Annotated in this window: 30 protein-coding genes; 2 read left to right on the top strand and 28 right to left on the bottom strand. The window is 45.6% G+C overall.

Annotated elements, in window-relative coordinates:
- Positions 1-44: 44 nt before the first annotated feature.
- The 24 genes from secY to AQR02_RS30080 form a co-directional block, all read right to left on the bottom strand.
- Positions 45-1,343 carry a preprotein translocase subunit SecY gene (gene secY, locus AQR02_RS30190; RefSeq protein ID WP_054943979.1) on the bottom strand — a complete coding sequence of 433 codons (1,299 nt, stop codon included), beginning with the start codon at positions 1,341-1,343 and terminating at the stop codon, positions 45-47.
- The gene (rplO, locus tag AQR02_RS30185; RefSeq protein WP_020427058.1) at positions 1,343-1,783 is read right to left on the bottom strand and encodes a 50S ribosomal protein L15; all 441 of its coding nucleotides are present in this window, start codon (positions 1,781-1,783) and stop codon (positions 1,343-1,345) included. Before rplO ends, secY begins: the two co-directional genes overlap by 1 nt.
- A 40-nt stretch (positions 1,784-1,823) precedes the next feature.
- A complete protein-coding gene (rpmD, locus tag AQR02_RS30180) occupies positions 1,824-2,009 on the bottom strand; it encodes a 50S ribosomal protein L30 (RefSeq protein ID WP_019908243.1) in 186 nt (61 codons plus the stop codon).
- A 14-nt stretch (positions 2,010-2,023) separates the two neighbouring features.
- Positions 2,024-2,521 (bottom strand): 30S ribosomal protein S5, encoded by a 498-nt coding sequence (gene rpsE, locus AQR02_RS30175; RefSeq protein WP_036652980.1) that lies wholly within the window; start codon positions 2,519-2,521, stop codon positions 2,024-2,026.
- A 27-nt stretch (positions 2,522-2,548) separates the two neighbouring features.
- Positions 2,549-2,917 (bottom strand): 50S ribosomal protein L18, encoded by a 369-nt coding sequence (gene rplR, locus AQR02_RS30170; RefSeq protein ID WP_054943978.1) that lies wholly within the window; start codon positions 2,915-2,917, stop codon positions 2,549-2,551.
- A gap of 84 nt (positions 2,918-3,001) precedes the next feature.
- Positions 3,002-3,544, bottom strand: a complete 543-nt coding sequence (gene rplF / locus AQR02_RS30165) for a 50S ribosomal protein L6 (RefSeq protein WP_042181065.1) — start codon at positions 3,542-3,544, stop codon at positions 3,002-3,004.
- 30 nt (positions 3,545-3,574) lie between these two features.
- On the bottom strand, positions 3,575-3,973 hold the full coding sequence (gene rpsH, locus AQR02_RS30160) for a 30S ribosomal protein S8 (protein WP_019908239.1): 399 nt from the start codon (positions 3,971-3,973) through the stop codon (positions 3,575-3,577).
- Between the two features lie 32 nt (positions 3,974-4,005).
- Positions 4,006-4,191, bottom strand: coding sequence for a type Z 30S ribosomal protein S14 (locus tag AQR02_RS31725; protein ID WP_036589425.1), 186 nt, complete (start codon positions 4,189-4,191; stop codon positions 4,006-4,008).
- Positions 4,192-4,236: 45 nt separating this feature from the next.
- Positions 4,237-4,779 carry a 50S ribosomal protein L5 gene (gene rplE / locus AQR02_RS30155; protein WP_038597061.1) on the bottom strand — a complete coding sequence of 181 codons (543 nt, stop codon included), beginning with the start codon at positions 4,777-4,779 and terminating at the stop codon, positions 4,237-4,239.
- Positions 4,780-4,809: 30 nt separating this feature from the next.
- On the bottom strand, positions 4,810-5,163 hold the full coding sequence (rplX, locus tag AQR02_RS30150) for a 50S ribosomal protein L24 (protein ID WP_019908235.1): 354 nt from the start codon (positions 5,161-5,163) through the stop codon (positions 4,810-4,812).
- A 59-nt stretch (positions 5,164-5,222) separates the two neighbouring features.
- Complete coding sequence (rplN, locus tag AQR02_RS30145) at positions 5,223-5,591, bottom strand: 50S ribosomal protein L14 (protein WP_020427062.1); 369 nt, start codon at positions 5,589-5,591, stop codon at positions 5,223-5,225.
- A 38-nt stretch (positions 5,592-5,629) separates the two neighbouring features.
- Positions 5,630-5,896: a 30S ribosomal protein S17 gene (rpsQ, locus tag AQR02_RS30140; protein ID WP_054943977.1), complete on the bottom strand. Its 267-nt coding sequence runs from the start codon at positions 5,894-5,896 to the stop codon at positions 5,630-5,632.
- Positions 5,897-5,940: 44 nt separating this feature from the next.
- The gene (gene rpmC, locus AQR02_RS30135; RefSeq protein WP_019908232.1) at positions 5,941-6,138 is read right to left on the bottom strand and encodes a 50S ribosomal protein L29; all 198 of its coding nucleotides are present in this window, start codon (positions 6,136-6,138) and stop codon (positions 5,941-5,943) included.
- A complete protein-coding gene (gene rplP / locus AQR02_RS30130) occupies positions 6,128-6,562 on the bottom strand; it encodes a 50S ribosomal protein L16 (protein ID WP_020427064.1) in 435 nt (144 codons plus the stop codon). The genes rpmC and rplP overlap by 11 nt, the downstream gene beginning before the upstream one ends.
- A gap of 2 nt (positions 6,563-6,564) precedes the next feature.
- Positions 6,565-7,230 carry a 30S ribosomal protein S3 gene (gene rpsC, locus AQR02_RS30125; RefSeq protein WP_054943976.1) on the bottom strand — a complete coding sequence of 222 codons (666 nt, stop codon included), beginning with the start codon at positions 7,228-7,230 and terminating at the stop codon, positions 6,565-6,567.
- A 14-nt stretch (positions 7,231-7,244) separates the two neighbouring features.
- Positions 7,245-7,577 carry a 50S ribosomal protein L22 gene (gene rplV / locus AQR02_RS30120; protein ID WP_019908228.1) on the bottom strand — a complete coding sequence of 111 codons (333 nt, stop codon included), beginning with the start codon at positions 7,575-7,577 and terminating at the stop codon, positions 7,245-7,247.
- A 35-nt stretch (positions 7,578-7,612) separates the two neighbouring features.
- Positions 7,613-7,891, bottom strand: a complete 279-nt coding sequence (rpsS, locus tag AQR02_RS30115; protein WP_054943975.1) for a 30S ribosomal protein S19 — start codon at positions 7,889-7,891, stop codon at positions 7,613-7,615.
- Positions 7,892-7,966: 75 nt separating this feature from the next.
- On the bottom strand, positions 7,967-8,797 hold the full coding sequence (gene rplB, locus AQR02_RS30110) for a 50S ribosomal protein L2 (RefSeq protein WP_054943974.1): 831 nt from the start codon (positions 8,795-8,797) through the stop codon (positions 7,967-7,969).
- Between the two features lie 27 nt (positions 8,798-8,824).
- Positions 8,825-9,118 (bottom strand): 50S ribosomal protein L23, encoded by a 294-nt coding sequence (gene rplW / locus AQR02_RS30105; RefSeq protein WP_019908225.1) that lies wholly within the window; start codon positions 9,116-9,118, stop codon positions 8,825-8,827.
- On the bottom strand, positions 9,118-9,741 hold the full coding sequence (rplD, locus tag AQR02_RS30100) for a 50S ribosomal protein L4 (protein ID WP_054943973.1): 624 nt from the start codon (positions 9,739-9,741) through the stop codon (positions 9,118-9,120). Before rplD ends, rplW begins: the two co-directional genes overlap by 1 nt.
- A 25-nt stretch (positions 9,742-9,766) precedes the next feature.
- Positions 9,767-10,390, bottom strand: a complete 624-nt coding sequence (rplC, locus tag AQR02_RS30095) for a 50S ribosomal protein L3 (RefSeq protein WP_074113289.1) — start codon at positions 10,388-10,390, stop codon at positions 9,767-9,769.
- Between the two features lie 42 nt (positions 10,391-10,432).
- Positions 10,433-10,741, bottom strand: coding sequence for a 30S ribosomal protein S10 (gene rpsJ / locus AQR02_RS30090; RefSeq protein ID WP_017692074.1), 309 nt, complete (start codon positions 10,739-10,741; stop codon positions 10,433-10,435).
- 235 nt (positions 10,742-10,976) lie between these two features.
- Positions 10,977-12,326: a globin-coupled sensor protein gene (locus AQR02_RS30085; protein WP_054943972.1), complete on the bottom strand. Its 1,350-nt coding sequence runs from the start codon at positions 12,324-12,326 to the stop codon at positions 10,977-10,979.
- A 182-nt stretch (positions 12,327-12,508) separates the two neighbouring features.
- Positions 12,509-13,222: a Crp/Fnr family transcriptional regulator gene (locus tag AQR02_RS30080; protein ID WP_054943971.1), complete on the bottom strand. Its 714-nt coding sequence runs from the start codon at positions 13,220-13,222 to the stop codon at positions 12,509-12,511.
- 166 nt (positions 13,223-13,388) lie between these two features.
- Here AQR02_RS30080 and AQR02_RS30075 point away from each other — a divergent pair, with 166 nt between their 5' ends.
- Both AQR02_RS30075 and AQR02_RS30070 read left to right on the top strand, forming a co-directional pair.
- Positions 13,389-13,838: a V4R domain-containing protein gene (locus tag AQR02_RS30075; RefSeq protein WP_054943970.1), complete on the top strand. Its 450-nt coding sequence runs from the start codon at positions 13,389-13,391 to the stop codon at positions 13,836-13,838.
- A 39-nt stretch (positions 13,839-13,877) separates the two neighbouring features.
- Positions 13,878-14,219 carry a cupin domain-containing protein gene (locus AQR02_RS30070; RefSeq protein ID WP_054943969.1) on the top strand — a complete coding sequence of 114 codons (342 nt, stop codon included), beginning with the start codon at positions 13,878-13,880 and terminating at the stop codon, positions 14,217-14,219.
- A 136-nt stretch (positions 14,220-14,355) separates the two neighbouring features.
- Here the strand turns inward: AQR02_RS30070 and tuf are convergent, their stop codons facing one another.
- The 4 genes from tuf to rpsL all read right to left on the bottom strand — a co-directional run bounded on the left by tuf (position 14,356) and on the right by rpsL (position 18,719).
- Positions 14,356-15,546 carry an elongation factor Tu gene (gene tuf / locus AQR02_RS30065; protein ID WP_054943968.1) on the bottom strand — a complete coding sequence of 397 codons (1,191 nt, stop codon included), beginning with the start codon at positions 15,544-15,546 and terminating at the stop codon, positions 14,356-14,358.
- A 110-nt stretch (positions 15,547-15,656) separates the two neighbouring features.
- A complete protein-coding gene (fusA, locus tag AQR02_RS30060) occupies positions 15,657-17,735 on the bottom strand; it encodes an elongation factor G (RefSeq protein ID WP_054943967.1) in 2,079 nt (692 codons plus the stop codon).
- Positions 17,736-17,783: 48 nt separating this feature from the next.
- The gene (gene rpsG, locus AQR02_RS30055) at positions 17,784-18,254 is read right to left on the bottom strand and encodes a 30S ribosomal protein S7 (RefSeq protein ID WP_036652908.1); all 471 of its coding nucleotides are present in this window, start codon (positions 18,252-18,254) and stop codon (positions 17,784-17,786) included.
- Between the two features lie 45 nt (positions 18,255-18,299).
- Entirely contained in the window at positions 18,300-18,719 is a 420-nt protein-coding gene (gene rpsL, locus AQR02_RS30050) for a 30S ribosomal protein S12 (protein WP_020427075.1), read from the bottom strand.
- Positions 18,720-18,733 lie beyond the last annotated feature (14 nt).

The following is an 18,733-nucleotide window of genomic DNA, read 5'->3' as shown; positions in this document are numbered from 1 at the left end:
TGCCGGGAAGAAAGCAGACCTTAAGCTTCGCCGGAACCTATCGCCTATTTATTGATGAAGCCTTTGTAATGGCGTTTGATCAATTGGCTCTCGATCTGCTTCATCGTATCCAGCGCTACACCGACTACGATTAGCAGAGCTGTACCACCAATCTGTACCTGCCGGGGCAACCCGGACAAAGAACCAAACAATACAGGCAAGACAGAGATTACAGCCAAAAATAATGCACCAGACATGGTCAAACGTGACATTACTCTGGTTAAGTATTTCTCGGTTGCTTTACCTGGACGGATTCCTGGGATATAACCACCGTTCTTTTTCATGTTGTCAGCCATTTGTTGGGGATTCATCTGAACAAACGTATAGAAGAACGTAAATCCGATGATCATGACTACATAAATAACCATGCCTAACGGCTTATCATGAGCAAGATTGTTGGTGACCCATTTAGCCCATTCATGAGTTGACCAAAAGCTCGAGATTACAATTGGAAATTGAAGCAGTGATACGGCGAAGATAACTGGAATTACACCTGCCGCATTAATTTTAAGCGGGATATGCGTATTCTGTCCACCGTACATCTTGTTACCGACTACGCGTTTGGCGTATTGAACAGGGATTTTACGAATCCCCTGCTGTACGAAGATAACTCCCACAACAATCGCCACAATCACAACCAGTACAATAACGACTTTAAGAATATTCAGGAACACCTGATCCGGCTGAATAAAGCTTGATTGCGCCGTAGTCGTGATATATCCCGGTATGGCGGCGACGATTCCCGCAAAAATCAGGATCGAAATCCCGTTTCCTATTCCCTTTTCAGTGATCTGCTCACCGAGCCACATCAAGAACGATGTACCTGCAGTCAGTATGATCGCAATAAGCAGGTAATCCGCAAAGGTTGCATTTGGAATCATCTCAGTGCCATAAATCCGGTTAAACCCGATTGACGTGGCAAACGCTTGAATCAGACCGAGTACAACCGTACCGTACCGGGTGATTTGCGCCAGTTGCTTTTTCCCGTGCTCCCCTTGTTTAGCCCATTCGGCAAACTTAGGGATAACATCCATCGAGAGCAATTGCACAATGATGGAAGCTGTAATGTACGGGTAAATACTAATCGCAAAAATCGAGAAGTTTTTGAGCGCTCCGCCCGAGAAGGTGTTCAAAAGACCCATCAAAGCGTCGCCGCTTTGATTTGTTGATTCCAGTACTTCTTTGTTCACACCGGGAACCGGTACAAACGAACCGATGCGGTAAATGATCAGAACGAACAGGGTAAACAGGATCTTTTTGCGCAAATCTTCAACATGCCATATATTCTTAAGCGTCTTGAACATTAGATCACCTCGGTTTTACCGCCGGCAGCCTCGATTTTCTCTACCGCAGATTGAGAGAACTTATTTGCTTGTACAGTCAATTTAACGGCTAGTTCGCCATTACCGAGGATCTTGATGCCGCTCTTGGAATTCTTGACAACACCAGTTTCAATCAGCAACTGTGGAGTCACTTCAGTTCCTTCAGCAAAGCTGTTCAGATCTTCCAGGTTCACAATCGCATACTCTTTACGGGTAGGATTGATGAAACCACGTTTAGGCAGACGACGATAGAGTGGGTTTTGTCCACCCTCGAAGCCCGGACGAACACCACCGCCGGAACGGGAGTTCTGACCTTTGTGACCGCGTCCGGAAGTTTTACCGTTCCCGCTACTTGGTCCGCGACCAACGCGGTTGCGTTCTTTACGGGATCCAGGAGCTGGAGCAAGTTCATGTAACTTCATCGTTTGCACCTCCTTATGTTTGTTAATTTATGCAAGGCGTTTAGCCTTCGATTTCAGTAACGGAAAGCAAGTGGCTCACTTTGTTGATCATTCCGCGAATTGCAGGAGTGTCATTGTGAACCACGGACGAGTTAGTTTTACGCAGGCCGAGCGTCTTAACAGTAACACGTTGTGTTTCTGGACGTCCGATTACGCTGCGTACGAGGGTAATTTGCAATTTAGCCATTGACGTTCCCCTCCTTAACCGCGCAATTCTTCGACAGATTTGCCGCGAAGCTTCGCGACCTCTTCAATGCGCTTCAGACGGGAAAGACCCTCCAAAGTTGCATTGACCATGTTCATGGAATTCGAAGAACCCAAAGATTTTGTCAAGATGTCGCCAACGCCTGCCAATTCCAATACCGCACGAACTGGTCCGCCTGCGATAACGCCAGTACCTTCGGATGCTGGTTTCAGCAGAACGCGTCCTGCGCCGAAATGTCCAGTAACCAAGTGGGGAATCGAAGTTCCTACGATCGGAATGTGAATCAGGTTTTTCTTGGCGTCTTCAATGCCTTTACGGATGGCATCCGGAACTTCGCCGGCTTTACCGATACCAGCACCGACGTAGCCGTTGCCATCGCCCACAACAACAAGTGCGCTAAAGCTGAAACGGCGTCCGCCTTTTACAACTTTTGCTACACGGTTAATGTGTACAACTCTTTCTGTCAGCTCTAAACTGTTCGGATCTACACGCAAGTCGTTAACCTCCTTTTAAGAAATATTCTAGAATTCAAGACCAGCTTCGCGAGCTGCATCAGCCAAAGCTTGAATCCGTCCATGGTACAAGTATCCACCGCGGTCAAATACAACCACTGCATAACCTTTAGCTTTAGCGCGCTCAGCGATCAATTGACCCACTTTGCTTGCAGCTTCAACGCTGCCGCCATTGCCGATTGTAGCGCTCAATTCTTTGTCCAGTGTCGAGGCGGATACGATAGTAACGCCTGTCACGTCATCGATCAGTTGAGCGTAGATGTGTTTCGAAGAACGGAACACGTTCAAACGTGGACGCTCAGTAGTTCCTTGGATCTTCTTACGAACCCGCAGGTGTCTTTTGAGACGAGCCTTGTTTTTATCCTCTTTTGTAATCATGACTTCCCTTTCACTCCCTTCAGTTTGCCGTAAACAGCTTCACTTTAAGATGCACGGGGTATCTTACAATGAAGAGTAAGCCGATTATTTCTTCTTACCGGCTTTACCTTCTTTGCGGATGATACGCTCGCCTTCATATTTGATACCTTTACCTTTGTACGGTTCTGGTTCACGTACGGAACGGATTTTGGCAGCATATGCGCCAACGCGTTCTTTATCGATACCTCTAACGATGATTTTCGTGTTCGCAGGAACTTCGAACTCGATGCCCGCTTCCGGTGTGATTTCAACCGGGTGGGAGTAACCAACGTTCAGAACGATTTTATCTCCGGATTTGCTTGCACGATATCCGACCCCAACCAGCTCCAGAGATTTCGAGAAACCTTCAGTCACACCGCTTACCATGTTGTTGACAACGGAGCGGGTTGTGCCGTGAAGTGAACGATGCAATTTGTTGTCCGACGGGCGAACAACGGTGATTTCGTTATTTTCAACTGTAACCTTCATGTCTTTATGAAGCTCACGAGTCAAAGTGCCTTTAGGACCTTTTACTGTAATAACGGCGTTGTCTAAAGTGACATCTACACCGCTAGGTACTGCGATTGGTTTGCGACCAATACGAGACATGTGTTGCACCTCCTTATCTTGTGACGTTTATTACCAAATGTAGCAGACAACTTCTCCGCCCGATTTTGATTGACGAGCTTCTTTGTCGGTCATAACTCCCTTAGATGTGGAGATAATCGCGATTCCAAGGCCGCCGAGTACACGAGGCACTTCATTGCTCTTCGTGTAAACGCGAAGGCCTGGTTTACTGATTCTTTTCAGACCAGAGATAACGCGCTCTTGGTTAGGGCCGTATTTCAAGAAGATACGGATAATCCCTTGTTTGCTATCTTCAACGAATTCCGCATCACGGATGAAACCTTCACGTTTCAAGATGTCCGCGATTTGTTTTTTCATAGTAGAAGCAGGCATTTCTACTGTCTCGTGACGCACAGTGTTGGCGTTACGAATACGAGTAAGCATATCTGCAATAGGATCAGACATAGTCATGTGTGTAAACCTCCTTCCCGTTTATAAACTTCTTACCAACTTGCTTTTTTCACGCCAGGGATCTGGCCTTTATAAGCTAACTCACGGAAACAAATTCTGCAAATTTTGAACTTTTGCAGTACCGAATGTGGACGACCACAACGCTCGCAACGTGTATATGCACGTACTTTGAACTTAGGCTCGCGTTGTTGTTTAACTTTCATCGAAGTTTTTGCCACTTTAGCCTGACACCTCCTAAACAGTTTCGGAGAAATGGATGATTCTTATTTAGCGAAAGGCATTCCCAGCTGATTCAGCAGCTCGCGGGATTCCTCGTCCGTCTTTGCAGTCGTTACGATAACGATGTCCATACCGCGGACCTTATCCACTTTGTCATACTCGATTTCTGGGAAGATCAGTTGTTCTTTAAGACCAAGTGTGTAGTTACCACGGCCGTCGAAGGCTTTAGTGGAAACACCACGGAAGTCACGTACGCGTGGAAGCGTTACGTTGAACAATTTGTCCAGGAAGTAATACATACGCTCGCCGCGCAGTGTTACTTTAACCCCAATCGGCATGTTTTCGCGCAGTTTGAAACCGGCGATGGATTTTTTGGCTTTAGTGATTACTGGCTTTTGACCAGCGATCAGTTGCAAGTCGTTAACTGCAGCGTCAAGCACTTTGGAGTTTTGAACAGCGTCACCCACACCCATGTTGATGACAACTTTCTCGATCTTAGGCACTTGCATAACAGTTGTATAGTTGAACTTCTGCATCAGAGCAGGTGTAATTTCATTCAAATAACGTTCTTTCATTCTTGCTGCCATGAAGATTTACCTCCTTTCTTTAGGACTGTATTAGTCGATAATCTCTCCGGATCTCTTAGCTACCCGAACCTTTTTACCGTTATCGAGCACTTTGTAACCGATACGAGTAACTTTACCGCTCTTCGGATCAATGTGCATTACATTGGACACATGGATCGAAGCTTCCTGCTCGATGATTCCGCCTTGCGGATTCAACTGGTTCGGCTTCTGGTGTTTCTTCACCATGTTCACGCCTTCTACCAGGACGCGGTTTTCACGAGGATAAGCAGCGATGACACGGCCTTTTTTACCTTTGTCTTTCCCGCTAATCACAAGTACCACATCATCTTTTTTAACGTGCAGTTTATTGTTATGGGATTCCAGAACTTTTTTCACTCTAGGCATTTATTACACCTCCTATGACTAGCCTTCTCAGAACTTCACGTTACTTTATAAGTAACTTATTAGATTACTTCCGGTGCCAAGGAAACGATCTTCATGTAGTCTTTATCGCGAAGTTCGCGAGCAACTGGTCCGAAGATACGTGTTCCGCGTGGGCTTCTGTCGTCTTTAACAACAACAGCTGCATTTTCGTCGAAAGAGATGTAAGAACCGTCTTTACGGCGAACAGAACGTTTAGTACGAACAACCACCGCTTTAACAACATCACCCTTTTTGACAACGCCGCCTGGTGTTGCTTGTTTAACGGAACAAACGATCAGATCACCGATTGCTGCTGTACGGCGTCCAGTACCACCCAGTACGCGGATACACATCAGTTCCTTCGCACCAGAGTTGTCAGCCACATGCAAACGTGTAAATGGTTGAATCATTATTAATTTCCTCCTTCCGGAAAAACTTCCTGATTATCTTAGATGATAACCGCTGCTTCTACCACTTCAACAAGTCTCCAGCGTTTGTCCTTGGACAACGGACGAGTTTCCATGATTTTAACAACATCACCGATTTTCGCAACGTTTTCCTCATCATGTGCCTTGAATTTCTTCGTGGACTTGATGCGTTTGTGATACAAGTTGTGCTTTTTATAGGTTTCAACAGCAATTACGATGGTTTTATCCATTTTATCGCTGACTACTTTACCGATCAGCACTTTACGTGCATTACGTTCTTCGCTCATAGTTAGCCTCCTTCCTGATTACGGATCTGGTGATCCGCGCTCACTTAACTAATCCCAAGTACTCTTTGATGGATAACGGTTTTAGCACGAGCTATTTCCTTACGCACATCACGAATCCGAGTCGGGTTATCCAGTTGGCCAGTAGCCAATTGGAAACGGAGATTGAAGAGTTCTTCTTTGAATCCAGCGATCTTCTGTTCAATCTCGGCAGTGGTTAAGTTGCGAAGTTCATTAGCTTTCATTTGCTTCACCACCCAATTCTTCACGTTTCACAAACTTAGTCTTTACAGGCAGCTTGTGAGCGGCAAGACGCATCGCTTCACGAGCGATTTCTTCCGACACGCCTCCGAGTTCGAACATAATCTTGCCCGGTTTAACTACGGCTACCCATTTCTCAACGTTACCTTTACCACTACCCATACGAACCTCAAGAGGCTTTTGAGTAATAGGCTTATCTGGGAAAATCTTGATCCAAACCTGACCACCACGTTTGATGTAACGTGTCATTGCAATACGGGCAGCTTCGATCTGACGGTTAGTGATCCAAGATGGTTCCAATGCCTGCAGGCCGAATTCGCCGAAGTTCAGCTCAGTACCGCCTTTTGCCATACCCTTCATGTGACCGCGTTGTTGCTTGCGGTGTTTAACGCGTTTTGGTACCAACATGATTAGTTGCCTCCTTCCTGAGCAGCTTGTTTCTTAGCTGGGGGAAGAACTTCTCCACGGTAGATCCATACTTTTACGCCGATACGGCCATAAGTAGTATGTGCTTCAGCCGTTCCGTAATCGATATCGGCACGAAGCGTATGAAGTGGAACTGTTCCTTCGCTATAACCTTCTGAACGGGCAATCTCAGCGCCGCCAAGACGTCCGCCAACTTGAGTTTTGATTCCCTTTGCGCCGGAACGCATAGTTCTTTGAATCGCTTGTTTCAGAGCACGACGGAACGATACACGACGTTCCAATTGTTGTGCAATGCTTTCAGCAACAAGAATTGCATCCAATTCAGGGTGCTTAATTTCGTTGATGTTGATGTGGACTTTTTTGCCACCGGCAATTGCTGTAACTGCGCTGCGAAGTACTTCAACTTCTGCTCCGCCTTTACCAATTACCATACCTGGTTTAGCAGTGTGAATCGTAACATTCACTCGGCTTGCCGCTCTTTCAATCTCGATGCGGGAAACAGAGGAATCTTTCAACTTGCCTTTAAGGTATTCACGGATTTTGACGTCTTCCATTAAAAGAGTACCGAAATCTTTACCTGCATACCATTTCGATTCCCAATCGCGAATAATACCGATTCGGAGTCCGATTGGATTTACCTTTTGACCCACGTGTTATCCCTCCCTTATTTCTCAGATACCACCAAAGTAATGTGGCTGGTACGTTTATTGATCCGGCTTGCACGACCCATGGCGCGCGGACGGAAACGTTTCATAGTAGGACCCTGGTTAACGAAAACTTCGCTAACGAACAAACTGTTCACGTCCATGGAGTAGTTGTGCTCAGCATTGGCAATCGCCGAGTTAAGCAGTTTTTCAACTACCGGAGAAGCGGATTTTGGAGTGTGGCGAAGAATTGCAATAGCTTCCCCCACTTGCTTGCCGCGAATCAAGTCAACAACCAGTTTCGCTTTACGAGCAGAAATCCGCACCGATCTAGCATGTGCTTTTGCTTCCATTTATTTTCCCTCCTCTCGAACGAAGACCTTTTTAATTATCTTCTTGTTTTCTTATCGTCACCCGCGTGGCCTTTGTAAGTACGTGTTGGCGCGAACTCGCCCAACTTGTGACCTACCATATCTTCCGTTACGTATACTGGCACGTGTTTGCGGCCGTCATATACACCAAACGTATGTCCGATAAACTGAGGGAAAATTGTTGAGCGACGGGACCAGGTTTTAACTACGACTTTCTTTTCTGCCGCGTTCAATTCCTCAACTTTTTTCAGCAGGTAGCCATCGATGAACGGCCCCTTCTTTAAACTGCGACCCATGTGTGAATCCTCCCTTCATCCGGTTCTTCAAACCGCGAATCGACGCTTCGCGCTTGCTAACATGCCTGAAGCGTCTTATTTTGTGCGGCGGCGAACGATATATTTATCAGATGCCTTGTTTTTCTTACGCGTTTTGTAGCCGAGGGTTGGTTTACCCCAAGGAGACATAGGCGATTTCCGTCCGATTGGAGCGCGGCCTTCACCACCACCGTGTGGGTGATCGTTAGGGTTCATTACTACCCCGCGAACTTCAGGACGTTGGCCAAGCCAGCGACTGCGTCCGGCTTTACCGATTTTGATCAATTCGTGATCTTCGTTACCTACGGAACCGATTGTTGCACGGCAAACGCTCAAGATTCTGCGAACTTCACCGGAGTTCAAACGAACGGATACGTATTTTTCTTCCTTACCAAGCAATTGAGCTTCTGTACCAGCAGCACGAACCAATTGTCCGCCTTTACCTGGTTTCAACTCGATGTTGTGGATAACTGTACCTACCGGGATGTTCTCCAGTGGAAGACTGTTACCAACTTTGATGTCGGCTGCAGGGCCGGACTCTACTTTATCCCCAACTTTAAGTCCTTTAGGAGCGATGATGTAACGTTTCTCTCCATCGGCATAGTGGATCAAAGCAATATTAGATGTGCGGTTCGGGTCATACTCGATTGTAGCAACGCTACCTGGTATGCCGTCTTTAGTCCGCTTGAAGTCGATAATACGGTATTTACGTTTGTGTCCGCCGCCGTGGTGACGAACCGTAATTTTACCTTGGTTGTTACGGCCCGCTTTTTTGCTCAGCGGCGCAAGCAACGATTTCTCAGGCTGGTTTGTTGTAATTTCTTCAAACGTAGACACGGACATACCGCGTCTTGCCGGAGAGGTCGGTTTGTACTTTTTGATTGGCACTATAGTTCCCTCCTTACTTTAAGAGTATTATTCTACCGCTTCAAAGAATTCGAGCGGTTTGCTGTCCGGGCTAAGCTTCACGATGGCTTTTTTCCACTCTGGAGTGTATCCGGAGTATTTGCCATAACGTTTCAGTTTACCAGGTACGCGCATTGTGTTCACACTAACTACTTTAACTTTAAAAATAGCCTCGACAGCTTTTTTGATTTCGGTCTTGTTAGCACGGATATCCACTTCAAAAGCGTATTTCAATTCGCTCATGTATTCGGATGTGCGTTCCGTAATCACCGGACGTTTGATAATATCACGAGGATCTTTCATTACGCGAACACCTCCTCTACCTTCAGAACTGCTTCTTTAGTGATGATCAGTTTGTCGTACGTCAGTACGTCAAGAACATTGATGCCGTCAGCCGCTACGAATTTCACCCCTGGGATGTTACGAGCGGAAAGCGCTACATTGTCGTCATAGCTAGGAGCTACGATCAGAGCTTTAGTACCAACCTTCAGGTTGTTCAGAATAGCTGCGAATTCTTTCGTCTTCGGAGCATTCATTGTCAGGCTATCCAATACGATGATGTCATTCCCGAGTACTTTCGAGGACAACGCGGATTTGATGGCCAAACGACGAACCTTCTTAGGCAGTTTCCAGGAATAGCTGCGTGGTGTTGGTCCGAAGACTACGCCGCCGCCTTTCCATTGTGGTGAACGAATGGAGCCTTGACGAGCACGACCTGTACCTTTTTGTTTCCAAGGCTTACGTCCGCCGCCACGTACTTCAGAACGTCCTTTTACTTTGTGTGTACCACGACGAAGGGAAGCTCTTTGCATAAGTGCAGCTTCGTGCAGGACATGCACGTTCGGTTCAATACCGAACACTGAATCACTCAGTTCAACTTCGCCAACTTCGTTACCACTGATATTAAAAAGTGTTACTTTTGGCATTTCATGTTCCTCCTTTCTTAGGTAATTATTTCTTAACGGTTTCTTTAACTTTCACGAAGCTGTTCTTAGGACCTGGGATAGCGCCTTTAACCAGCAATACGTTACGTTCAACATCAACTTTGATGATTTCAAGCTTCTGAACCGTTACGGTCGTGTGACCCATGTGTCCTGGAAGGCGTTTGCCCTTAGGAACGCGGTTAGCTTGAATGGAACCCATGGAACCCGGTCTTCTGTGATAACGCGATCCGTGAGCCATTGGTCCGCGGCTTTGTCCCCAACGTTTGATGTTACCTTGGAAACCTTTACCTTTGCTAGTGCCAGTTACGTCAACAAATTCGCCTTCAGCGAAGATATCAGCCTTCAGCTCTTGTCCAACCTCGAGTGCCCCGAGGTCAACACCGCGAATTTCACGAACGTAGCGCTTAGGTGTTGCATTTGCCTTTTTGGCGTGACCTTGTTCAGGCTTGTTGGAGCGACTTTCTTTCTTATCAGAAAAGCCCAACTGCACTGCTTCATATCCGTCGATATTCAGGTCTTTCTTTTGCAGTACTACACAAGGGCCAGCTTCGATAACCGATACAGCGATCACGTTACCTTCTGGAGTAAACACTTGAGTCATACCGAGTTTTTTTCCTAAGATACCTTTCAATGTTGACACCTCTTTTCTTTTCCTAGTTGCTTAATGGTAGAATTACAATTTGATTTCGATATCTACACCGGACGGTAGATCCAAGCGCATCAAGGCATCCACAGTTTGTGGTGTAGGATTCACAATATCGATCAAACGTTTGTGAGTCCGTTGTTCAAACTGTTCACGGGAATCCTTGTACTTGTGTACCGCACGGAGAATAGTAATGATTTGCTTCTCAGTTGGCAGCGGGATCGGCCCGGATACACCAGCACCCGAACGTTTTGCTGTTTCAACGATTTTCTCTGCGGATTGATCAAGAATTCTGTGGTCGTATGCTTTCAAGCGAATACGAATTTTTTGCTTTGCCATTTTAGTCCCTCCTTCTATCGCCCAATTTATTATCGGACATACTCCGTGAAAATTTTCTGACGTCGACCTCATGGCAAAGGGGCCGGGTGTGTCAGTAACCTCTCACATCATCGCAACGTCTCAGAACAACATTTATTATTATATATAATAGGCGGATACATTGCAAGCAAAAATCAAAAACAACGCATATTTTTTTTATACGTTGTTCTCTTCTCTTACATTTATCCATTTTCACTTAAAGATTATCCGTTGCAGACTTGAAAAACTCAGCCGAAGCCGCAGTTTGTGCCGTTGTAGCACCAATTCCTTCAATAGTATGAATTAATACTCTGATCTCTTCCTCAACAGTTACTATTTCCTGTGTACTAGTCTGCATCGAATCCACGATATCGCTGAACAGTCTGCTTGTCTCTACTGACTGCTCTTTCCCGCTTTTCGTCAGTTCCTGCACTTTACGGATTTCCTTGACCACCTGGCTAGTCAGCGCAGCTGATTTTTGAGTTAAGTCTCCGATTCGTACTACGGTGCTCTTGGTGTCTTCTGCAAGCCGGCTGACCTCACTGGCAACGACACTGAAGCCTCTGCCATATTCACCTGCACGGGCGGCTTCTATTGTAGCATTTAAAGAAAGGATTTTGGTCTGATCCGCTATATCCTGTACAGCAGCCACAATCTTCTGAATTTGCAAAGAAGAGCTGCTTAACTCTTTTACCGAACGTTCCATTTCATTAGTACTCTCATAGATAAGATTAATCTGACCGCTGAGGCTGCCGAGTTGTCCCTGTCCGTCCTTAGCCATCTCCTGCGACCCAAGAGCGGTAGAGGAAGTACGGCGGAATGAATTGTTCACTTCGTTGCTGCTCGCCACCAGCTGCTCTACAGCTGCGTTAGTGTCCATGCTCAGATCTATCAGCTCTCCGCTAAACTCAGCGATTTTCTGTTTCAGTTCATTTTTAACAACCAGGTATTGCTCTTCCTTCTCCCGGATGTTCTCTTTCTCATAGGCTTCGAGCACCAGTTGCTGTTCCAGATTCAGAAGTTTGGTTACGGTCTGTACTACCTTTAACCGGTCATTGTCTTTATATGTTTCATTGTACATTACCGTAATAAATACATTCTGCAGATTCTGAAATGCCGATAGGTACCATTTGGGTTCGAGACCGACTTTTTTGTGAATTTTAGCTATCGTCAAGCGTTTGGCTATGTACTGCTCATCCACTTTGCCGTCAAAGATTTCAATAATATGTTGTTTCAAAGTTCCCTTGAGGCGTTCAATGCTGCTGTGCTCTAGAATGATGCTCTCCAGCTTATTTACACCAAGGACCGTATTGTAGAATTGATCAGTGATGTAGTTAATCTCACGTTCGACAATAGGTTTCATCATCCGTAAAAGATCCAGATCCTCTTCAGTCAAATCGATCATCCGCATCTGTTCGTTCAACTCTTCATGCCCGTGGAGCGAATGAACGGTTGCCGTGGTAGCAGGTGTGTGATTCTCGCTGTCCTTGGAGCGCTTCTCGGGAGTAGCCTCATTAATGTTACGTGACTGAATACCATGCATAAAAGAAAAAGGACATTTCCCCACACTTCCACTCTCCCTAAACTCCTAAATATTAACAATGATAATATAGAATCATTCTAACCTAGGAGAATGTAAAATGTAAAGAATTTTATGTAGTTTTTTGTTGTATTTTGTAGAATACAAAGGGTTTTATGGTTTTAATTGTCGTATTTTGTCGAATAATAAATTATATATGATTGTCTATTCTATAATTCTGCAATCTGATAGAGTATCTTGATATCCAAGATAACAACGGTTCTTTTACTGACTTCTATAATCTTCATCGTTTCAAGCTTATTCAGCTTTCTGCTGAGTGTTTCAGGTGTTGTTCCTATCATCGCTGCAAAGTCTTTTTTGGCTGCTGGCAGATAAATCTTAGACCAAGCCGGTTCTGTTCCATACTCCTGCTGGTTTTTGGAGGATAGATGAAGCAGGAGTCTTGCCAATCTCTTCTCCGCCTCTAAAATATGCAGTGACCCCGCAAGTTCATCGGCCTGTTGTAACTGTTCGCTCATTGACATCAGGAAGCTGAAGGCAAGAGCCGTATTTTTTTCTATTAAGGGTAGAAAATCTTTACGATGCATCCGGCACACATGTCCGCTCTCCACCACCTCTGCAGTTGCATAATGTCTCTTATTATGTAACAAGGCAAATTGCCCAAAGTAATCCCCCGGGAAAAGAAAGCGAAGAACATGCTGCTTCCCTTCCTTATTATTCTGAGTCAGTTTAATCAGGCCGTTATTTACTATAAACAGTGATTCGGACTGCTCTCCCTCTCTAAATACCAGATTCCCCTTTGTATAATAATTCGACTCTATAATAGACTCAACTATATGCAGATCATGATCAGATAAGCCCTGAAATACAGGTACCTGCCGAACACACGGATTGTTTTGACATGTGTTACAATTCATATTCATGTTGACACTTTCCTTCCTATTAACCTGATGACAACATATCAAGGATCTGGAAGCCGCCTAGTGACAACACTCACAATAATTTCAAAAACTTGATCTGTATCAAGGATTCTACGTTCATTTTCCTTCAAAATACTCTTAAAGAGAATTTACAGGAGAGGATGTGTCTATGCTGCAATATACATTTGAAGACATGCAAAAGATGGACAGAGCCATACTAGGTAATATGGTTCCACTTGAGTTATTCCGTACCATACGCCTCATTGGCCTAAACCAAGGCCTGCCGATGGGCGGTAAAGGAACTACATTGACTGTAGGCCGAAAAATAGGTGAAAGCCTGCCAGTGAACAGTGTGGATGAATTGCTGCAGCTATTTGAAGAACTGAAAATTGGAATCCCGCGTATTATTTTTTCAGATGAGTCCAGGATCAATATTGCTGTGGATGACTGTTTTTGTAAAGGATTGCCTACACTAGAGGAAGAGAAAATGATCTGCGATTTAGAAGGCGCAATTCTTGAGGGAGCACTAACTAAAATCATGGGTCACAGAGTTAGTGTTAAAGAAGTAAAATGTAATGCTACCGGACATGAACATTGCGAATATGAAGTAAAACTCTAATCCCCTATGGGAATATTTATTGAAAGAAGGTATATAGATATGGAAAAGAAAATGATAACAGAAGCCATACAGTATCAAGAAGATCGGTTCACCAAAAAAATACTGTTTCAAAAAGGGGATAGCGTTGTCTTTGTCCTCAATTTCATGCCTGGCCAGCAGTTGCCTGTGCATAAGCACCCCGGTGCAGATGTCTATATCTATGCTCTAAAAGGGAGCGGCACCATCACAGTAAATGATGTAGCGCAGAAATTCAGCGAAGAGGAAGTTATCCACGTTGCTGAGGATGATTCCTTCGCCTACCATAATACCAGCACTTCCCCTGCGAGTCTTCATGTCGTAATCTCCAAGCTGCCCAGCCCGGCCTATGCTAAAGAAATCTAATAAGATCTATCTATTAAAACTCTATCTACCGAGGATATCCTCTGTGGATAGAGTTTTTGTATACAAAAAAACAGGAGCTCTTCCGAAGAAGAACCCCTGTTTATGATCCGATGCTATCCTAACGGATAGAACCGAATTATTTTTGGATAGAAGCTACGGAACCTGCGCCAACTGTACGTCCGCCTTCACGAATGGAGAATTTAGTACCTTCTTCAATCGCGATTGGGGAGATTAGGGAAACAGTTACAGTGATGTTGTCACCAGGCATAACCATTTCAGTACCTTCTGGCAGGTTGATGATACCTGTTACGTCAGTTGTACGGAAGTAGAACTGTGGACGGTAACCAGTGAAGAATGGTTTGTGACGTCCGCCTTCTTCTTTAGTCAGAACGTAGATCTGAGCAGTGAACTCAGTGTGTGGGTTAACGGAGTTCGGCTTAGCCAATACTTGGCCACGCTCGATCATGTTACGGTCTACACCACGCAGCAATGCGCCGATGTTGTCGCCCGCTTGTGCGGAATCGAGCAATTTACGGAACATTTCAACGCCTGTAACAACGGATTTTTTCTTTTCTTCGTGAATACCAACGATTTCGATTTCTTCTCCGACTTTAACTGTTCCGCGTTCTACGCGACCAGTTGCCACAGTACCGCGGCCAGTGATGGAGAATACGTCTTCGACAGGCATCAAGAATGGTTTGTCAGTTTGACGTTCTGGAAGCGGGATGTACGTGTCAATCGTTTCAAACATTTCAACGATTTTTTGTGCATAGTCGCCTTCAGGGTTTTGCAGAGCTTCACGAGCAGATCCACGGATGATTGGAGTATCATCGCCTGGGAAGTCGTATTCGCTCAGCAAGTCGCGAACTTCCATTTCAACCAGTTCAAGCAACTCTTCGTCTTCAACCATATCGCATTTGTTCAGGAATACGACGATGTAAGGAACACCTACTTGACGGGACAGCAGGATGTGTTCGCGAGTCTGTGGCATAGGGCCGTCAGCTGCGGATACAACCAGGATAGCTCCGTCCATTTGCGCTGCGCCAGTGATCATGTTTTTAACATAGTCGGCGTGTCCAGGGCAGTCTACGTGAGCGTAGTGACGGTTAGGAGTTTCATATTCAACGTGAGCTGTGGAAATAGTGATACCACGTTCGCGTTCTTCAGGAGCTTTGTCGATTTGGTCGAAAGCTACAGCGGCACCACCGTATTTTTTGGACAATACAGTTGTGATTGCAGCAGTCAGAGTCGTTTTACCATGGTCGACGTGACCGATAGTACCGATGTTAACGTGTGGTTTGTTACGTTCAAACTTTGCCTTTGCCATTTGAACAGTTCCTCCTTATTGTGGGGTTCCTTATATTTGAGCCGCCCGTCTACATGCAATTCTTAGATGACTGAGTGATTAATATCCGAACGGCGAGTTAAAAACGGTGACTATTCTCCACCTTTGTTCTTAGAAACGATTTCTTCTGCAATGGATTTAGGAACTTCTTCATAGTGAGAAAGCTCCATTGAGAATACACCGCGTCCTTGAGTACCGGAACGGAGAGTTGTGGAGTATCCGAACATTTCGGAAAGAGGTACCTTAGCACGGATAATTTGCGCACCACCACGGGAATCCATACCTTCGATTCTACCGCGACGGGAGTTCAGCATACCCATAACATCGCCCATATATTCCTCAGGAACAGTTACTTCCACTTTCATGATTGGCTCAAGCAGGACAGGCTTACACTTGTCTTTAGCTGCTTTGAGTGCCATCGAGCCGGCAATTTTGAACGCCATTTCGTTGGAGTCAACATCATGATAAGAACCATCAACGATGGTTGCCTTAACGTCTACAAGCGGGAAGCCTGCAATGACGCCGTTTTTCATTTGCTCTTCAATACCGGCAAGTGCAGGAGCGATGTATTCTCTAGGTACAGAACCACCGACTACTTTACTTTCGAATTTGCTGCCAGTACCTGGCTCGAGAGGTTCGAATTCAACCCATACGTGACCGTACTGACCGCGACCGCCGGATTGGCGAACGAATTTACCTTCAACACGTGCTGGTGCTTTGAATGTTTCGCGGTAAGCAACCTGTGGTTTACCCACGTTGGTTTCTACTTTGAATTCGCGGCGCATACGGTCGATGATAATATCAAGGTGAAGCTCACCCATACCTGCCAGGATGGTTTGGCCAGTTTCTTCATCAGTATGCGCACGAAGAGTTGGATCTTCTTCAGTCAGCTTACCGAGAGCAACGCCCAATTTATCTTGGTCGGCTTTGGTTTTTGGTTCAACTGCGATTTCGATAACCGGATCAGGGAAGTTCATCGATTCCAGGATTACCGGGTGTTTCTCGTCGCAAAGTGTATCGCCTGTACTTGTATCTTTCAAACCAACAGCTGCTGCGATATCACCAGCGTAAACGATGGAGATTTCTTGACGGCTGTTAGCATGCATCTGCAGAATACGGCCGATACGCTCACGTTTGTTCTTAGTAGCGTTAACTACATAAGAACCGGATTCCAGGACACCGGAGTATACACGGAAGAACGTGAGTTTACCTACATAAGGGTCTGTCATGATTTTAAATGCCAGTGCTGAGAACGGCTCTTCATCCGAAGAATGGCGAATCGCTTCAGTTCCATCATCCAGATGACCTTGAATAGCCGGTACATCCAGTGGGGATGGCAGGTAATCTACAACAGCGTCCATCATGAGCTGAACACCTTTGTTGCGGTAGGAGGATCCAACAATTACAGGGAAGATCTTAACTTCTACAACGCCTTTGCGCAGAGCAGCTTTGATCTCGTCAACTGTAATTTCTTCACCTTCCAGGTACTTCATAGTCAGGTCTTCGTCAAGTTCTGCTACTTTCTCGATTAACTCAAGACGCAGAGTCTCAACTTGCTCCAGATAATCAGCCGGAATTTCCGTTACTTCAATGTTTTGACCCAGATCATCTTTAAAGATGTGAGCTTTTTGCTCAACCAGGTCAATAATACCCACGAAGTCGTTTTCGGCGCCAATTGGCAGTTGAATTGCAACTGCATTAGCTTGCAAGCGATCACGCATGCTTTCTACAACGTTAAGGAAGTCCGCACCGATGATATCCATTTTGTTTACATATGCGATACGGGGAACGCCATACCGGTCAGCCTGTCTCCATACAGTTTCAGACTGAGGCTCAACGCCCTCTTTCGCACTGAAAACACCAACTGCTCCATCCAATACACGCAGGGAACGTTCAACTTCAACAGTGAAGTCAACGTGTCCTGGGGTATCAATGATATTGATGCGGTGACCCTTCCATGCAGCGGTTGTAGCGGCGGAAGTAATGGTGATTCCGCGCTCTTGTTCTTGTTCCATCCAGTCCATTGTAGCTGCACCCTCGTGAACTTCACCGATTTTGTGCGTACGGCCTGTGTAGAATAGAATCCGCTCAGTGGTAGTAGTCTTACCAGCATCAATATGTGCCATGATCCCGATATTACGTGTATTTTTTAAGGAGAACTCTCTTGCCATGAAATGGGTCTCCCTTCAAAATATAAGTTATTTGAACGGCTTAGAATCCTACCAGCGGTAGTGAGCAAACGCTTTGTTCGCTTCAGCCATTTTGTGCGTGTCTTCGCGTTTCTTAACAGAAGCGCCTGTATTGTTGGAAGCGTCAATGATTTCTGCTGCCAAACGTTCTTCCATAGTCTTCTCACCGCGGTTGCGTGAGTAGTTTACGAGCCAACGTAATCCCAGAGCAGTACGTCTCTCAGGTTTAACCTCGATAGGTACTTGGTAGTTAGCACCGCCGACACGGCGAGCTTTAACTTCCAATACTGGCATGATATTCTTGATGGCAGCTTCGAAAACTTCCATCGGATCTTTGCCAGTACGTTCTTGGATCAATTTAAACGAATTGTACAGAATGCTTTGAGCGACACCTCTTTTACCACCCAGCATAATGCGGTTGATCAAACGGGTAACCAACTTGCTATTATACAATGGATCTGGCAATACATCTCTCTTAGTAACTGGACCTTTGCGTGGCATGGATATCCCCCTTTCTTAAATGTTTATTATTCAGGTATTGTAATCTTATTTCTTAGCCTTAGGACGTTTCGCACCATACTTGGAACGAGCTTGCATCCGGTTAGCTACACCTGCAGTATCCAGAGCACCACGTACGATGTGGTAACGAACTCCTGCAAGGTCCTTAACTTTACCTCCGCGCAGCAATACTACACTGTGCTCTTGAAGGTTGTGTCCGATACCCGGAATGTAAGCAGTCACCTCAAGACGGTTCGTCAAACGAACACGGGCATACTTACGAAGCGCTGAGTTTGGTTTACGTGGAGTCATTGTGCCTACACGAGTGCACACACCGCGTTTTTGCGGGGCGCTCAAATTTGTTGCCTCACGCTTCAGGGCGTTGAACCCTTTTTGAAGAGCAGGAGACTTGGATTTCTCGATTTTGGCTTGACGGCCTTTACGAACCAGTTGATTAATAGTTGGCATTGTTGTGCCACCCC

It is taken from the genome of Paenibacillus ihuae (genome assembly GCF_001368795.1).
Classification (GTDB): Bacteria; Bacillota; Bacilli; order Paenibacillales; family Paenibacillaceae; genus Paenibacillus_AQ; species Paenibacillus_AQ ihuae.
This window is presented reverse-complemented; position numbering and strand designations above follow the sequence as displayed.

What these genes read in the sequence shown, in the direction of transcription:
- tuf (WP_054943968.1), bottom strand. Translation starts at nt 15,546, where the DNA reads ATGGCAAAGGCAAAGTTTGAACGTAACAAACCACACGTTAACATCGGT.
- rpmC (WP_019908232.1), bottom strand. Translation starts at nt 6,138, where the DNA reads ATGAAAGCTAATGAACTTCGCAACTTAACCACTGCCGAGATTGAACAG.
- rpsJ (WP_017692074.1), bottom strand. Translation starts at nt 10,741, where the DNA reads ATGGCAAAGCAAAAAATTCGTATTCGCTTGAAAGCATACGACCACAGA.
- rpsH (WP_019908239.1), bottom strand. Translation starts at nt 3,973, where the DNA reads ATGACTATGTCTGATCCTATTGCAGATATGCTTACTCGTATTCGTAAC.
- rpsS (WP_054943975.1), bottom strand. Translation starts at nt 7,891, where the DNA reads ATGGGTCGCAGTTTAAAGAAGGGGCCGTTCATCGATGGCTACCTGCTG.
- rplV (WP_019908228.1), bottom strand. Translation starts at nt 7,577, where the DNA reads ATGGAAGCAAAAGCACATGCTAGATCGGTGCGGATTTCTGCTCGTAAA.
- rpsG (WP_036652908.1), bottom strand. Translation starts at nt 18,254, where the DNA reads ATGCCACGCAAAGGTCCAGTTACTAAGAGAGATGTATTGCCAGATCCA.
- rplR (WP_054943978.1), bottom strand. Translation starts at nt 2,917, where the DNA reads ATGATTACAAAAGAGGATAAAAACAAGGCTCGTCTCAAAAGACACCTG.
- rplN (WP_020427062.1), bottom strand. Translation starts at nt 5,591, where the DNA reads ATGATTCAACCATTTACACGTTTGCATGTGGCTGACAACTCTGGTGCG.
- rplO (WP_020427058.1), bottom strand. Translation starts at nt 1,783, where the DNA reads ATGAAGTTACATGAACTTGCTCCAGCTCCTGGATCCCGTAAAGAACGC.
- secY (WP_054943979.1), bottom strand. Translation starts at nt 1,343, where the DNA reads ATGTTCAAGACGCTTAAGAATATATGGCATGTTGAAGATTTGCGCAAA.
- rplP (WP_020427064.1), bottom strand. Translation starts at nt 6,562, where the DNA reads ATGTTGGTACCAAAACGCGTTAAACACCGCAAGCAACAACGCGGTCAC.
- AQR02_RS30080 (WP_054943971.1), bottom strand. Translation starts at nt 13,222, where the DNA reads ATGAATATGAATTGTAACACATGTCAAAACAATCCGTGTGTTCGGCAG.
- rplF (WP_042181065.1), bottom strand. Translation starts at nt 3,544, where the DNA reads ATGTCTCGTATTGGTCGCAAACCAATCGCAGTACCTAGCGGTGTAGAT.
- AQR02_RS30070 (WP_054943969.1), top strand. Translation starts at nt 13,878, where the DNA reads ATGGAAAAGAAAATGATAACAGAAGCCATACAGTATCAAGAAGATCGG.
- rplE (WP_038597061.1), bottom strand. Translation starts at nt 4,779, where the DNA reads ATGGCAGCAAGAATGAAAGAACGTTATTTGAATGAAATTACACCTGCT.
- rplD (WP_054943973.1), bottom strand. Translation starts at nt 9,741, where the DNA reads ATGCCAAAAGTAACACTTTTTAATATCAGTGGTAACGAAGTTGGCGAA.
- rpsL (WP_020427075.1), bottom strand. Translation starts at nt 18,719, where the DNA reads ATGCCAACTATTAATCAACTGGTTCGTAAAGGCCGTCAAGCCAAAATC.
- rpmD (WP_019908243.1), bottom strand. Translation starts at nt 2,009, where the DNA reads ATGGCTAAATTGCAAATTACCCTCGTACGCAGCGTAATCGGACGTCCA.
- fusA (WP_054943967.1), bottom strand. Translation starts at nt 17,735, where the DNA reads ATGGCAAGAGAGTTCTCCTTAAAAAATACACGTAATATCGGGATCATG.
- rplX (WP_019908235.1), bottom strand. Translation starts at nt 5,163, where the DNA reads ATGCCTAGAGTGAAAAAAGTTCTGGAATCCCATAACAATAAACTGCAC.
- rplW (WP_019908225.1), bottom strand. Translation starts at nt 9,118, where the DNA reads ATGAAAGATCCTCGTGATATTATCAAACGTCCGGTGATTACGGAACGC.
- AQR02_RS30075 (WP_054943970.1), top strand. Translation starts at nt 13,389, where the DNA reads ATGCTGCAATATACATTTGAAGACATGCAAAAGATGGACAGAGCCATA.
- rpsQ (WP_054943977.1), bottom strand. Translation starts at nt 5,896, where the DNA reads ATGAGCGAAGAACGTAATGCACGTAAAGTGCTGATCGGTAAAGTAGTC.